Genomic DNA, 13,992 nt, shown 5'->3' on the forward strand with positions numbered 1-13,992 from the left:
CTTTTTAGCAGCAAGGCGTTCGGCCTCACGGGGAAACATGGCGTTGTGATAGGCTTCCAATACAGTTCTTTTTCGATCCAGACGCACATCCACATACCGTGTCGTAACATCAGCCATATTTGTGGATATACCAAGTGAAAGCCCGATGCCCTTCAATGTGTGCCCTAAAATTTCTCCAACGGTGTAAAAGTCGACTGTCAGTTTGTGCATATTGGTCGCCGCAGAATGGCGAAGATCGCGGAAACGAATATGGGGCATATTCCATGTTCTGCAAGGCACTTTCTTCGACTGTTGCAGGACGATGCACGGCTCGGTCGTACAACGATGCCTCCGTGAGCTCCGATTGTTCATAATGGCGATCCACCTCGTTCAGATAAGAGAGATCGTCCAACTCAAAGGAATCAAACAGCGCAAATACGGCAGCACTGATCTCAAAATGATGCCGATTGCCTTGTCCGTCCGAAAAGGTCAGCCAATGGCGGCCGTCCTCGGTCGAGCCGATGGCATAGGGATTATATTTGTCCTTTCTTCGTTTCGGATGGTTTCCATCCATAGCGTTATCCTCCGTTTCAATTTGAATTTTTGATAAATCCAAATCGGGCGGAGGGCTGCGGCAGCCAACGCTGCCACGCAAAAGGCGCAGATATAGTAAAGCGCACCTGCAAAGCAAGTGCGCTTAATTCATAGTTGTAATGGTCTGACAGTTCAGTGAGCGATCCATAGTATCCCGATGGCGGGAAAAGGATTTTTTTGACGGCTCACCGGGTAGAAGATTCGTTATGCAGGCGAATCAAATTGGTGGCTTCTGACGGGCAGAGCTGCACAGCGCCGAGTCCAACGCATGATAAAACTTCATGCGCGAATGCCGTACTGTAATAATACGCTGCTTGCGGCGCATGAAGTTTTTGTGCATCATTTCCGGTTGCCCAAAGGGGCGAGGAAATGGCACATTCTCGATATTCGCTATGCTTTTGCATAGCGAATATCCCTCCAATCCAAAAACTCGGATCTGAGGGATATAGGCGTGTTTTTAAACCCCGTCAAAGCCTCTTTTTTATTTGGCGGGGCGGTGTTTGTATTTAGTTCAGTCATTTTTGCACTATGCGTTCACCAATAATTGAACGGCCGTGCTATTATCAGCATGAGCGAAATCCATATAATTATATATGGAGGTGAACGCACAGTGCAGAAACGACCTGAAACGCTAGGAGAAATCATTAAAACAGCACGGGACAAGTCCGATTTGACCGTCGAGGAGCTGACCGCACGAGTTGGAATTTCAGAGCGATACTTATATAGGATCGAGAACGAGGGCAAAGTACCAACATTTGAAGTTCTCAAGAAAATCGTCCGGGAATTAGCCATTTACCCAGAGAAGCCGGTCAAAGATTCGGAAGTAGAAGATCTCGTCCATATGCTTTACAGCTGCGATGACCGTTCTCTGAAAATCATTAGGGCAACTGTGAAAGCCGCATTGGAAAGCCAAACAGAAAAGGAATAAAAACAGAGCCGATAACCATTCTCCTTTCAGTTGGAGAAAAGGTCATCGGCTCTGCGTCTTAGCGTCTGGCTCTTATTATACAATCGGTTTAATATGGCACCTTATTCCCATCGGAAGAAGCGAACGGCGAGAATGGTGCAAAGTGCGGCAACTCCAATCATTACACAAAGCGGCAACAGAATGCTTCCCGTGCTGACACCTAAAAATGTGTTTTTCATCATCGTAAGCCCCTGCGTTAGCGGGAAAACGCTGACGATCTTCTGCATCGCCTTTGGCATAACCTCAATCGGCAGCGTTGTGCCGGAAAAGATCAGCATGGGGAAATAGAGGATCGAGGCAATGACGCTTGCCTGCTTGGTGTCCTTTGCTACGCCGCCTGCCAGCATACCGATGGATTGCGTTGAGAGCATGGTAAGTGCCCAGCTTCCGAGGAAAGCGAGAAGCGATCCATGCAGCCGCACGCCCCACAAAAGCGCCGCAACTGACAGCGTTGCAAGGGACACAGTACAGTAGACGATATACATGGACAGCTCAACGCCCAGAATGAATACCGGGCTGACCGGCGTAACACGCAGCCGTTTGAGAATCTTCATCTCTCGTAAGCCTGATACTGCCAGCGGCAGGCCCATAAGTCCGCTTGCACAAATGGCAACTGCGCTGACGGCTCCGAAAGACTGCTCCATGAATGTATAGTCCGCACCGTCATAGGCCGGCTTTGTGCCGTAAATGATGCCGAGGATGATAAAGATCACAAGTGGCATGATGATGGCGAAAATCACCATATTCATGTCCCGCAGGCTGAGCTTCAGTTCCGTTTTATGTGCAGCAACAGAAGTCTTTTGACTTCTGTTTGTTGTATATGCGCATGTTTTCGTTTTGGGCCATTAGCTCAGTTGGTTAGAGCATCCGGCTCATAACCGGTTGGTCTGGGGTTCGAGTCCCTAATGGCCCACCAAATTTGCGCTTGACAGCTCATCATTTCTATGATATAATATTTATTGATAGGGGTATAGCTCAGCAGGTAGAGCAGCGGTCTCCAAAACCGCGTGTCGTGAGTTCGATTCTTACTGCCCCTGCCAAATTCAATGCTCTCAAATGACGCTGATGTGTTGTTTGAGAGCATTTTTGTTATAATAAGTTTAAGATGTTCTTTGGGATTTTTTGTTCATTAGAATGATTTTGAGTCTTCCGACCCCCCTGCTGAAAAATAAAATATACTATATTTATTAGCAAGAACCTTGCAAAGCACTGGGAAGTATGCTATGATAAAAGCGAAGCATGGCGAAATATGGGGGGGAAGGGGGTACCTGTATGCGGCGTTTGGCGGAAACGGTGATGGTTTGTATGCTGACTGCGGGCGGTTGCTTTAGCTTGCTCCACGCCCTTAGCAGTCCAGGTGAAGCGCCCAAGATCCAGACCTATGTGCTGTCCACCCAGCCCGGCTTGACCACTACCACCGCCATCGTGACAACAGAGCCCGCTCGGACAACTGCGACTGCTTGTACGCAGATGGAAACCACTGCCCATGTTTTGAATACAGATCTTAACACCGCCCAGGCAGACGATCTTTGCACGGTGGAGGGAATCGGGGAGACCCTTGCCCAGCGGATCCTGGATGTCAGAACACGGCTGGGCGGCTTTACCTATCGGGAACAGCTTCTGGAGATCCGGGGCATCGGGAATGGGCTGTTGGAGCGGATTATGGAGCTTTTCGTGATTCCAGGGGAACAAAAGTCTCCCCAGAGCTTGCCGCCGGAAACCACCCTGCCAGATCCGGAACCGGAGCTGGAGGTAACTACCGTCACCACAATCCAGGAGCGGCCGTTTCTGGAGATGAATCAGATGACCCTGGAACAGCTGCGCACCGTACCGGGCATGACGGAACAGGCGGCAGCGGACATCCTGGACATGCGTGCAAAGATCCAGTATTACAGCCATCCCTATGAGCTGCTGTTGATCGAGAGCCTCGATCACGACTGGATCGTGTCTGTGCTGGACTGCTTTTATGTGACCGGGGTCAATGACGGGGTGGTGTCAGACCATCGGGATTAGGGCATGCGTCCTTGACTGGCAGGATACCACTCCTCGTCCGCCAGTTTGGAAAATTCCCAGGGACTTTGCTTGTCCTTCCGCATGGCGCAGCAGCCCACAGGCAGGTCGCTGACAAGGGCGATGGATGGATCCAGATCCAACAGCTCCCCGATGGTGATGATCACCGCATGTGCAGCCGCGTGTCCCTCCTCGCCGCAGAGAAATTCATAGCTGCCATCGTCGAAATGATGGGTGACCAGCCGGATCTCCCCCTCGCCGTCCAGGATATGCGTACAGGTAAAAGCAAAGGTGTCCCGCCGTTCAGCAAACGGAAAATAAGTCATATGGATACGTCCTTTCTGAATAGATATATCCAGTATAGCAGATTTTCACAGAATTGGCAAGCCGTATTGATTGACTTTTCACAAAGATTTCACCGTAATTTCATTTTAACCGTTTTGTAACTTAATGAAAAACGCAAAAGAATTGTGAACATAATGCACAAAAAAATCGTGAGATTTTCGTGTAAGTGGACTAAAAAATATTAAGGATTGGTATAAGGCATTGACTTTTTCTGCGCTATAGGGTATATTTAGCTTACAAAAACACGCCGTATTTGTGTGCCGTTATGTTCAGTCTGACGATAGAGCATTGCTCTGCGCAGATCGCCGGACGGAAGTACTCTGTGCGGAAATAACAGCGGTTTTGTTATGGCATTATATTATAATCCGTAATATAATGAAATTTTAAGGAGGAAACGAACAATGAACAAGCTTAAGAGAACCCTGGCACTGGTTGCTACTCTGGCACTGGCTACAACAGCATTTGTTGGCTGTGGCGATGACAGCTCTTCCAGCGCACCTGCTAACAACTCTTCCAAGACTGAGAGCAAGGTTGACGACTCCAGCACTGGAGATTCCAGCAAGACTGAGGCCAAGGCTGAGAACAAGGTTCCGAACACTGGCTCTACTCTGTCCATCCTGTGCTGGACCGGTGATGACATCAAGGCTATGAAGGACTGCTTCCTGGCTAACAACTCTGATGTCAAGGATTCTGATATCACATGGGTACAGTGTGGTACAAAGGGCGGCGACGCTGCTGAGAACTACACCCAGTACTTCGCTGGCGATGAGGACGTTGACCTGTACATCGCAGAGGCTGACTGGATCATGACCTTTATCAACGATGACGCAGTATCTGCTCCTCTGTCCAACCTGGGTCTGACTGACGATGACTTCAAGACCAACTACGATTACATCAAGCAGATCGGTACCGATTCCAAGGGCGTTCTGAAGGGCACATCTTGGCAGTCCACTCCTGGCGGCTTTGCTTACAGAGCTGACCTGGCTAAGGAGTACCTGGGTGCTTCTACTCCCGCTGAGATGCAGGAAAAGGTTAAGGACTGGGATACATTTATGGAGTCCGCTAAGACCATTTCTGAGAAGACCGAGGGCAAGATGAACATGACCGCAACCATCGGTGGTCTGTGGCAGGTATTCTCCTACAACAGAGCTCAGGCTTGGGTTGACAAGGACAACAAGCTGGCTATCGATGATTCCTGCACCAAGTTCATGAACATGGTTAAGGAAATGAGAGACAAGAACTATGTATCTGGTGAAGATCAGTGGGGCGACAGCTGGTTCGCTCTGGGTGCTAACGGCGACACCTTCGGCTACTTCGTATGCTCTTGGTGCTTCGGCGATGACACCTCTACCTTCGGCAAGATGCAGGGTGGTAAGGACAACGAGAACTTCGGCAAGTGGGGCTTCGTTAAGGGCCCGCAGGAATATGCTTGGGGCGGTTCTTGGCTGTGTCTGTCTCCGAAGGCTGACAACGGCGAGCTGGCTGAGAAGTTTGTAAAGTTCTTCTGCAGCAACGAAGAGACCATGAAGACCTACGCTGAGTTTAAGGGCGAGTTCGTAAACAGCTACAACGTTATGAAGTCCATCGTTGACGCTAAGACCAACAAGAGCGCACTGCTGGCTGATGGTCAGGATCAGTTTGCTACCATGATTGAAGTCGCTGCTGGCATCAACCTGGATGGCAAGATCACTCCTTACGACGCAACCATCAAGAACGACTACATCGATGCAGTTAACGGCTACGTGAAGGGCGACACCGCTTCTGTTGAGGATGCTCTGAAGGCATTCAAGACAAAGGTTGCTTCTGACCTGCCGGAGCAGCTGACTTGGGAATAATCCCTCAGCGAGTCTTACAGTAGAAAGACAATGAATATATCGCCAATAGAGCATTGCGCTCTATTGGCATATATTTATATTGTAGTTAAATAATCTTTGAGAGGGTGTGCTGTATGGCGTCAGCTGCACAGAAGAGTATTAAATCCATCAGTTACGCCAAGTATGGATACATGTTTATAGCACCTTTTTTTATTGTCTATTGCATTTTCCAGCTTTGGCCATTGATCAACACATTTCGCTTGAGCTTCTACGGCAACGGCAAAACGCTTGAAACCTTTGTCGGGCTGAAGAAATTCCAGAACATTTTGTTCGGATCGGAAACAAGTATTCCCGCTCAGGCGATTCACGAAGAATTCTTTAATTATTTCCAGAACACCATCATCATTTGGCTGGGTAACTTTGTTCCCCAGATCATTCTGTCTTTGCTGCTGGCCGTTTGGTTTACAGATGCCAAGCTTAAAATTCCCGGAAAGGGATTTTTTAAGGTTATCATGTATATGCCGAACATCATTACCGCAGCATCCGTATCCGCACTGTTCCTGGTTCTGTTCGGGGATGGTAAATACGGCGCAATCAACTCCCTGTTGCTGAGCAAAGAAATGATCGTAGAGCCGATCCGGTTTATTACCGATAAGACCAACTCCAGAATCCTGGTTATGTTCATCCAGACCTGGATGTGGTTCGGCAACACCATGATCATGCTTATGTCCGGTATCATGGGTATCAACCCGTCTCTGTTTGAGGCTGCGAATATCGACGGTGCAAACAGTTTCCAGATTTTCCGCAAGGTAACTTTGCCGTTGCTGCGTCCCATCATGGTTTACACCTTGATTACCTCCATGATCGGTGGTTTGCAGATGTTTGATATTCCGTATCTGCTGCATACGGGCAACACTTTGGTTCCGCATATTCAGACTGCTGCAGTCTTTGTATATGAAAAGTTCCATAAGACTCCGTATTCTCCGAGTTACGGCTACTCTGCGGCTGCATCCGTGATTCTGTTCTTCATCACAGGCATTCTGGGCATCTTTGTATTCTACTTCAACCGGGATAAGGATGAAGCAGAACGGAAGAAAAAGCTCAAGAAGCTGAAAAAGCAGGCAAAGATGAGAAACAAGGGATTTGGAGGGCTTGATTTATGAGTAAAAAAGTAGTTTACGGCAAGAGCTCTGAAGCAAGCTATACCAGAAACACCCGGATCAAGTCTGCGATCATCGTGATTGTACTGCTTTTGTTGACGGTTATCTGTCTGCTTCCTCTGTACATTCTGATCATCAACTCTACCCGGAATGTAACCCAGATTACAACAGAAGGTGTATCCCTCATTCCCGGTAGCTCCTTGATCCGTAATATCAAGGAATTGCTGAACAATGATCTGTACGCCATGGTATATGACCCGCTGATCGGTTTGCGGAACAGCTTGTTCTTGGCTGGCTCTTCCACTTTTCTGATCGTGTTCTTCTCCGCCATGACAGCATACGGTTTGGTTGTGTATGACTTCAAGGCAAAGGGCATTGCATTCACCTTTATTCTGGCTGTTATGATGGTGCCGGTTCAGGTTACATCCACCGGTTTCCTGCAGTTCATGATTCAGTTGGATCTGGAGGATACATACTGGCCGTTGATTATTCCGGGCATTGCGTCACCGGCGATCGTGTTCTTCATGCGGCAATCGCTGAAGTCCACTTTCCCGCTTGAGATTGTCGAAGCAGCTCGAATTGATGGCTGCGGCGAATTCAAGACCTTTATCAAGATTGCAATTCCCATGATGAAGCCGGCAATTGCCGTTCAGGCGATTTTCGCATTCATCTCTAAGTGGAATGACTATTACACCACTTCCATGATTCTGATTTCCGGTAAGCTGAAACAGAAGACTTTGCCGATGATGGTAAGTGCGGTTATGTCGAACGATAAGACTGCTGACTACGGTGTCAACTACACCGCAATTATGCTGTCCATTATTCCGGTCTGCGCAGTTTATCTGGCGCTCTCCAAGTTCATCATTGCCGGCGTAGCACTCGGCGGTGTAAAGGAATAATTTCACACATTGGAAAGCAGGGTATGTATTATACCCTGCTTTTTTATTTGGGGGTAGTTTATGATTCACGACTATTTGCAGGGACATGCCACCGCTGCTTACCGCTTTTTCGGTGCTCATCCCGACTCAAATGGCTGTCAGTTCCGGGTTTATGCGCCAAAGGCCAGGCGGGCATGGGTTATATGCAGTCACAATGGCTGGGAGCCGATCCCCATGGATTATGACTTTTCCGGCTTTTATGCTTTGTATGCACCTGGGGCGGCACCTGGGGATATGTATAAGTTCCGGATCGAGCAGGCGGACGGCAGAATCGTGGACAAGGCGGATCCATACGGGGTGCAGATGGAACTGCGCCCGAAAACAGCAAGTATTATCAATCGGCTGGATGGATTCAACTTTACGGATGATGCCTGGATGCACAAGCGGGACATTGGGTACAACATTCCCGTGAATATCTATGAGCTTCACTGTGGTTCCTGGCGGCAAAAGCCCCACGACCCAAATCAGAAGGAAGACTTTGGCTGGCTCAATTACCGGGAACTTGCTAAGCAGCTGGTCCCCTATCTGAAGGAAAACCACTTTACGCATGTGGAACTGCTGCCCTTGTCTGAGCATCCTTTCGACGGATCCTGGGGCTACCAGGTCAGTGGGTTTTATGCTGTTACCTCACGCTACGGCACCCCACAGGATTTCATGGCGTTTGTAGACGCTTGTCATGCCAACGGGATCGGGGTCATCCTGGATTTCGTGCCGGTACACTTTGTGACTGATGAGTTTTCCTTGATTCGTTTTGACGGCACACCTCTTTATGAGTATGAGGAACAGGATATCGCCTACAGCCAGTGGGGAAGCTGTAACTTCGATTACTACAAGCCAACGGTTCGCAGCTTTCTGATTTCTGCTGCATGCTTCTGGCTAGAGCACTATCATGTGGACGGACTGCGGATGGATGCCATCAGCAACGTGCTGTACTGGCAGGGGGATATGTCCCGGGGCATCAACATCGGGGGCGTTCAGTTTCTCAAGGAGTTGAATTACCAGATCAAGCAGCGGTTTCCCAATGTGATGCTGATCGCCGAGGATTCTACCAACTTCCTGAAGGTGACGGCTCCGGTGCATTATGACGGGCTGGGCTTTGACTACAAGTGGGATATGGGCTGGATGAACGATACGCTGGATTTTTTCCGGATGCCGCCTGCTCAGCGCTGTTCCAGATATCACCAGCTTTCCTTTTCCATGATGTATTTCAGCAGCGAGTTGTATTTACTCCCCTTCTCCCACGATGAGGTGGTGCATGGAAAAGCCACCATCATGCAGAAAATGTGGGGGAATTATCAGGTGAAGTTTCCCCAGTGCCGGGCACTTTACGCCTACATGTTTACCCATCCGGGCAAAAAACTCAACTTCATGGGCAATGAGATCGGGCATTTCCGGGAGTGGGACGAAAAGGTGGAGGTGGACTGGTTCCTGCAAAAATACCCGCTCCACGATTCCTTCCACCAGTATTTCCGCCGGTTGTGCCAGCTGTATCAGACCATGCCGGCGCTGTACATGAATGAGTACGATCCCACCGCATTCTCCTGGCTGGAAGTGGATGCACCGGAGGCGTGTGTATATGCCTACCGCCGGAGCGCCAATGGGCAGACTGTGATCACTGTGCTGAATCTGTCCGACCGAAGCTATGCCCCCTTCTATGTGGGTGTGGATGCCCCCTGCGCTATGCGGGAAGTGCTGAACAGCGACGCTTTTTGCTGGAGCGGTGAGGGTATGGTGAATGAGGGCGTTATCACAACGGAGAAGAAAGCCCATAAAGGGCGGAGCTATCGGTTTGCTGTGAAGCTGGCACCCTTTTCTGCGTCCATTCTGGAAGTGATCCCGCCCAAACAGTCACAGGTGAAGACAAAAAAATAGACATTGCTGCGAACATCCGGAGAAATTCTCCGGATGTTTCTTTTTGGGGCTTGACAAATCATGCAGAGTATGCTATGATTCTATCAGTAAGCATATGCTAACTTGTCACAGAAGTTGGATCTGCTTTTTCAAACCATGCACGTTAGCTTATGCTAACTGAAAGGAGGGTGCATATGTCCAAACAGGAGTGCCGGCAATTTGAGCAAAAGCTTGCCTACCATACAGCCCCGTCCCTGCTGGGAATCAAATGCGCAAATCTGGTTTCCCTGCGGTTGGATCAATTTGATGTGGCAGGGCAAAGCGCCCGATTTAATCGCAAGGCAGTGAGCCGTGGACTGAAGATCCGGCTGATGTGCCGCTGTCAGCGGTGCATGCTGGTTCTGGTTTATAACGAGAAGCTGCTGTCGGCAAGTCTGGCGGATCCCTGCCGCCGAAGAATCCTTGCACGATATGGCTATGCCCCTGAACCGGATCTCCAACGGGATCTGGATCGGCTTGCCCAGCGCATGGGGCAGGCGGTTGAATTTCCCCACGAGATCGGCATCTTTCTGGGGTATCCCACGGAGGATGTGGAAGGGTTCATTGCCCACAAGGGGGAGCATTACAAGCTGTGCGGCAGTTGGAAGGTATACGGGGATCCGGAACAGGCCCAGCGCAGCTTTCGGAATTATGAGCGGTGCAGGAAATTCCTGTGCAATAAGCTAAACCAGGGCGTGGACATTTATCGCGCACTGAAGATTTCTTAGGAGGTTTCATATGAAGACAGCAGTGATTTATTGGAGCGGAACCGGCAACACAGAACAGATGGCCATGGCTGTGGCTGAGGGCGCAGGTGCTGACCTGTTTAAGGTATCGGAGTTTACCGGCAAGATCGCTGATTATGATCGGATCGCATTGGGCTGCCCGGCAATGGGCGCTGAGGAACTGGAGGAAACCGAGTTTGAGCCCTTTTTCGCCTCCATCGAAGGTGAACTGAGCGGCAAGACCGTGGGTCTGTTCGGCTCCTATGGCTGGGGTGATGGAGAGTGGATGCGTTCCTGGGTGGATCGTGCGACTGGGGCAGGCGCTACGGTGCTGGATGGGGAAGGACTCATGGCAAATGAAGCGCCCTCCGACGAGGATCTGGAAAAGTGCAAGGCGTTTGGCGCAAGGCTTGCCCAGTAAGTGCCATAAGATTTCACAGAAAAGCCTGCTTTTATGCGGGCTTTTCTGTTTATGTGGATGAAAAACCAGTCAGGGCTTGACAGATGCTTTCTTTTGGAGTATGCTATTTGTAGTTAGCTAAAGCTAACCAATTGGAAGGAGGGGTATTATGTTCCTTGAAATCCGTGGAATCAAAAAGCATTTTGGCGAGGGCGAAAGCCGGGTGGAGGTACTCAAAGGCATCGACCTGGAAATTGCGAAGGGGGAGATTTGTGTTCTGCTGGGACCATCCGGCAGCGGCAAGTCCACCCTGTTGAATATCATCGGCGGCATTGACAATGCGGACAGCGGCTATATTTCCATCAATGGGGAAAAGACCGCAGAGATGAACGAAAAAGCGCTGACCCTGTACCGCCGGAAGCATCTGGGGTACATTTTTCAGATGTACAACCTGATTCCCAATCTGAATATCAAAGAAAATGTGGAGGTAGGGGCATACCTCAGCGACAATCCACTGGATGTGGATGAGTTGCTCAAGACTTTGGGACTGTATGAGCATCGGCACAAGCTGCCCAATCAGTTGTCCGGCGGGCAGCAGCAGCGTACCGCCATCGGCAGAGCCATTGTAAAGAATCCGGATATTCTGCTGTGTGATGAGCCGACCGGTGCATTGGATTACAGCACCTCCAAGGAGATTCTGAAGCTGATCGAAGAGGTGAACCGGAAATTCGGCAATACGGTGATCATGGTGACGCACAATGACGCCATTAAGCTGATGGCGGATCGGGTGGTCAAGCTGCGGGATGGCATGATCCGGAAGAATTACCTGAACGAGCACCGGACAAGTGCGGCAGAGCTAGAATGGTAAGGAGGGAGTTTGATGAAAAATCCTCTGAACAAGCGGCTGCCCCGGGAGCTGAAAAGCGAGATTGGCAAGTACCTTGTGCTGTTTCTGTTCCTGGCGGGTATGATTTCCATTGTGTCCGGCTTTCTGGTTGCCAACCGGAGCATGATCATTACCTACGATGAAAGCTTTGACAAATACAACATTGAGGATGGCAACTTTGAGCTGTATGCCCAGGCAAATGATGCGCTGCTGGAGCGGTTGAACGGGGAGAAGCTGACGGTGTACCCGAATTTCTACCTGGAGCGTGAAACCGCCCAGGTGGACAGCACCCTGCGGATCTTTGTCAATCGGGAACAGGTGGATAAGGTTTGCCTGATGGAGGGTGCATTGCCGGAGCGGACGAATGAGATCGCCATTGACCGGATGTATGCGGACAACAACAGCCTGTCCGTGGGGGATACGCTGACGGTGGGGGAGAAGTCCCTGCGTATTACCGGACTGGTTGCCCTGTCGGATTACAGCGCTCTGTATGCCAGCCCCTCGGACATGATGTTCGACTCCATCAAATTTGGCGTGGCGATCATGACCCAGGAGGGCTTTGACAGCATGGGGGATGCCCATTTCCACTACAGCTACGCCTGGATCTATGACGATCCTCCGGCGGACGACTCCCAGGCAAAGGAAATGTCCGAAGCCTTTCTGAAGACGCTGGCAGCGGATGCAGCGGCGGAGCAGAATGCAGTCACCGGCTTTATCCCCGCCTACAGCAACCAGGCGATCATCTTCACCGGTTCAGATCTGAAGGGGGACAATACCATGATCACCGTGTTCCTGTATGTGGTGATCCTCATCATTGCCTTTGTCTTTGCTATCACTGCCAGCAACACCATTTCCAAGGAAGCCAACGTGATTGGTACCCTCCGGGCGTCCGGCTACACAAGGGGCGAGCTGGTGCGGCATTACATGACCATGCCCATGCTGGTGATGCTGGTGGCAGCCATTGTGGGAAATGTGCTGGGGTATACCCTGCTCAAGCAATACATGGCGGATATGTATTACGGCAGTTACAGCTTGCCCACCTATGTGACCCACTGGAATGGGGACGCTTTTGTCAAGACCACAGTGGTGCCCCTGATCCTTATGTTCTGCATCAATCTGCTGGTGCTGGTGAACAAAATGAGCCTTTCGCCGCTGAAATTCCTGCGGCGGGATCTGAAACGCCGGCAGAAGAAAAAGGCATTCAAGCTGAATACGAAAATCGGCATTCTCAAGCGGTTCCGGCTGCGTGTGATCTTCCAGAACATGCCCAACTATGTGACGATCATCATCGGCGTACTGTTCGCCAATTTCCTGCTGCTGTTCGGGTTCATGTTCGGCCCCCTGCTGGATCACTACCAGGAGGAGATCACCAGCAATCTAATCTGTCAGTATCAGTATGTGCTGAAGGCGCCCCAGGAAACCAACACACCCGGTGCAGAGAAGTACAGTGTTGCATCGCTGAAAACGGTGGATGATAAGCGGAAAAGCGAGGATGTAACCGCCTACGGAGTGGTGCCGGACAGCGCTTATCTGGATCTGAACTTTGACGGGGGCGTGGTGATCTCCAATGCCTATGCGGAAAAGTTCGGGCTTTCCGCCGGAGATACCCTTCGGGTGAAGGAGGCATACGGGGACAAGGAATACAGCTTTCCCATCAAGGGCGTGTATTATTATCCTGCCGGCATTGCCGTATTTATGGAGCAAAGTGCATTCCACAGCACCTTTGACCAGTCGGCGGATGCCTTTAATGGCTATTTTTCCAACCAGAAGATTACGGACATTGAGGATCTGTACGTTGCCACCACCATTACAGTGGACGATATGACCAAGACCTCCCGGCAGCTGAAGCAGTCCATGGGCAATATGATGGTGCTCTTTCTGGTGTTCGGGGTTGCTATGTTCATGCTGATCGTGTATCTCCTGTCCAAGATCATTCTGGAGAAGAATGCCCAGTCCATTTCCATGACCAAGATCCTGGGCTACAGCAACCGGGAGATCAACAGTCTGTACATTACCACCACCTCCCTTGTGGTAATCAGTTCCATGCTGCTGACCATTCCTCTGTGCGCATACCTGATGAAAACCGTGTGCGTGTATATCTTCTCGGATTACTCCGGCTGGTTCGCATACTATGTGCCACTTACGGTGTACGTGAAGATGTTCCTGCTTGGCGTGTGCAGCTACCTTGCGGTGGCATACCTCCAGACCCGGAGCATCAAGGGCGTGCCTCTGGGAGAAGCCCTCAAAAATGTGGAATAATCACCGCCTTGTAAAAAACGGGCAC

13 protein-coding genes and 2 tRNA genes are annotated in these 13,992 nt (G+C 50.3%); 12 read left to right on the forward strand and 3 right to left on the reverse strand.

The features are described 5' to 3' along the window. Window positions 1-109 precede the first annotated feature (109 nt). Entirely contained in the window at window positions 110-553 is a 444-nt protein-coding gene (locus RUM_RS05535; protein ID WP_175577006.1) for a hypothetical protein, read from the reverse strand. A gap of 630 nt (window positions 554-1,183) precedes the next feature. On the opposite strand from RUM_RS05535, the gene RUM_RS05540 reads away from it, so the two are divergent. Further along, the gene (locus RUM_RS05540) at window positions 1,184-1,501 is read left to right on the forward strand and encodes a helix-turn-helix domain-containing protein (protein ID WP_049775510.1); all 318 of its coding nucleotides are present in this window, start codon (window positions 1,184-1,186) and stop codon (window positions 1,499-1,501) included. A gap of 101 nt (window positions 1,502-1,602) precedes the next feature. Here the strand turns inward: RUM_RS05540 and RUM_RS05545 are convergent, their stop codons facing one another. Next, window positions 1,603-2,310 (reverse strand): ABC transporter permease, encoded by a 708-nt coding sequence (locus tag RUM_RS05545; protein WP_041326624.1) that lies wholly within the window; start codon window positions 2,308-2,310, stop codon window positions 1,603-1,605. Between the two features lie 69 nt (window positions 2,311-2,379). On the opposite strand from RUM_RS05545, the gene RUM_RS05550 reads away from it, so the two are divergent. From RUM_RS05550 to RUM_RS05560, 3 genes are all read left to right on the forward strand, one after another. Continuing rightward, window positions 2,380-2,456: transfer RNA gene (locus RUM_RS05550), tRNA-Ile, on the forward strand. 48 nt (window positions 2,457-2,504) lie between these two features. Next, a tRNA-Trp gene (locus tag RUM_RS05555) sits at window positions 2,505-2,580 on the forward strand. A 232-nt stretch (window positions 2,581-2,812) separates the two neighbouring features. Next, a complete protein-coding gene (locus tag RUM_RS05560; protein ID WP_015558209.1) occupies window positions 2,813-3,553 on the forward strand; it encodes a helix-hairpin-helix domain-containing protein in 741 nt (246 codons plus the stop codon). Here RUM_RS05560 and RUM_RS12035 read toward each other — a convergent pair. Further along, window positions 3,550-3,876: a hypothetical protein gene (locus RUM_RS12035; RefSeq protein ID WP_015558210.1), complete on the reverse strand. Its 327-nt coding sequence runs from the start codon at window positions 3,874-3,876 to the stop codon at window positions 3,550-3,552. The two genes, RUM_RS05560 and RUM_RS12035, sit on opposite strands and share 4 nt — an antisense overlap. A gap of 420 nt (window positions 3,877-4,296) precedes the next feature. Between RUM_RS12035 and RUM_RS05570 the strand changes: the two genes are divergently transcribed. The 8 genes from RUM_RS05570 (at window position 4,297) to RUM_RS05605 (ending at window position 13,967) form a co-directional block, all read left to right on the forward strand. Beyond that, window positions 4,297-5,730: an ABC transporter substrate-binding protein gene (locus tag RUM_RS05570; RefSeq protein ID WP_015558211.1), complete on the forward strand. Its 1,434-nt coding sequence runs from the start codon at window positions 4,297-4,299 to the stop codon at window positions 5,728-5,730. Window positions 5,731-5,900: 170 nt separating this feature from the next. After that, window positions 5,901-6,872, forward strand: coding sequence for a carbohydrate ABC transporter permease (locus RUM_RS05575; protein ID WP_242821778.1), 972 nt, complete (start codon window positions 5,901-5,903; stop codon window positions 6,870-6,872). Then, complete coding sequence (locus RUM_RS05580; protein ID WP_015558213.1) at window positions 6,869-7,768, forward strand: carbohydrate ABC transporter permease; 900 nt, start codon at window positions 6,869-6,871, stop codon at window positions 7,766-7,768. Before RUM_RS05575 ends, RUM_RS05580 begins: the two co-directional genes overlap by 4 nt. Before the next feature lie 60 nt (window positions 7,769-7,828). Further along, on the forward strand, window positions 7,829-9,679 hold the full coding sequence (gene glgB, locus RUM_RS05585) for a 1,4-alpha-glucan branching protein GlgB (RefSeq protein WP_049775511.1): 1,851 nt from the start codon (window positions 7,829-7,831) through the stop codon (window positions 9,677-9,679). Between the two features lie 173 nt (window positions 9,680-9,852). Then, window positions 9,853-10,425 carry a DUF3793 family protein gene (locus RUM_RS05590; protein ID WP_015558215.1) on the forward strand — a complete coding sequence of 191 codons (573 nt, stop codon included), beginning with the start codon at window positions 9,853-9,855 and terminating at the stop codon, window positions 10,423-10,425. A gap of 10 nt (window positions 10,426-10,435) precedes the next feature. Then, on the forward strand, window positions 10,436-10,843 hold the full coding sequence (locus RUM_RS05595) for a flavodoxin (RefSeq protein ID WP_015558216.1): 408 nt from the start codon (window positions 10,436-10,438) through the stop codon (window positions 10,841-10,843). 148 nt (window positions 10,844-10,991) lie between these two features. Continuing rightward, a complete protein-coding gene (locus RUM_RS05600) occupies window positions 10,992-11,690 on the forward strand; it encodes an ABC transporter ATP-binding protein (protein WP_015558217.1) in 699 nt (232 codons plus the stop codon). A gap of 12 nt (window positions 11,691-11,702) precedes the next feature. Continuing rightward, entirely contained in the window at window positions 11,703-13,967 is a 2,265-nt protein-coding gene (locus RUM_RS05605) for an ABC transporter permease (protein WP_015558218.1), read from the forward strand. Window positions 13,968-13,992: the final 25 nt, after the last annotated feature.

This window comes from Ruminococcus champanellensis 18P13 = JCM 17042, from assembly GCF_000210095.1.
Lineage (GTDB): Bacteria > Bacillota > Clostridia > Oscillospirales > Ruminococcaceae > Ruminococcus_F > Ruminococcus_F champanellensis.

Excerpts from the sequence above, each read along its gene's own strand:
- RUM_RS05600 (WP_015558217.1), top strand. The coding sequence starts at position 10,992 with ATGTTCCTTGAAATCCGTGGAATCAAAAAGCATTTTGGCGAGGGCGAA.
- RUM_RS05595 (WP_015558216.1), top strand. The coding sequence starts at position 10,436 with ATGAAGACAGCAGTGATTTATTGGAGCGGAACCGGCAACACAGAACAG.
- RUM_RS05580 (WP_015558213.1), top strand. The coding sequence starts at position 6,869 with ATGAGTAAAAAAGTAGTTTACGGCAAGAGCTCTGAAGCAAGCTATACC.
- RUM_RS05560 (WP_015558209.1), top strand. The coding sequence starts at position 2,813 with ATGCGGCGTTTGGCGGAAACGGTGATGGTTTGTATGCTGACTGCGGGC.
- glgB (WP_049775511.1), top strand. The coding sequence starts at position 7,829 with ATGATTCACGACTATTTGCAGGGACATGCCACCGCTGCTTACCGCTTT.
- RUM_RS05570 (WP_015558211.1), top strand. The coding sequence starts at position 4,297 with ATGAACAAGCTTAAGAGAACCCTGGCACTGGTTGCTACTCTGGCACTG.
- RUM_RS12035 (WP_015558210.1), bottom strand. The coding sequence starts at position 3,876 with ATGACTTATTTTCCGTTTGCTGAACGGCGGGACACCTTTGCTTTTACC.
- RUM_RS05535 (WP_175577006.1), bottom strand. The coding sequence starts at position 553 with ATGGATGGAAACCATCCGAAACGAAGAAAGGACAAATATAATCCCTAT.
- RUM_RS05605 (WP_015558218.1), top strand. The coding sequence starts at position 11,703 with ATGAAAAATCCTCTGAACAAGCGGCTGCCCCGGGAGCTGAAAAGCGAG.
- RUM_RS05575 (WP_242821778.1), top strand. The coding sequence starts at position 5,901 with ATGTTTATAGCACCTTTTTTTATTGTCTATTGCATTTTCCAGCTTTGG.
- RUM_RS05590 (WP_015558215.1), top strand. The coding sequence starts at position 9,853 with ATGTCCAAACAGGAGTGCCGGCAATTTGAGCAAAAGCTTGCCTACCAT.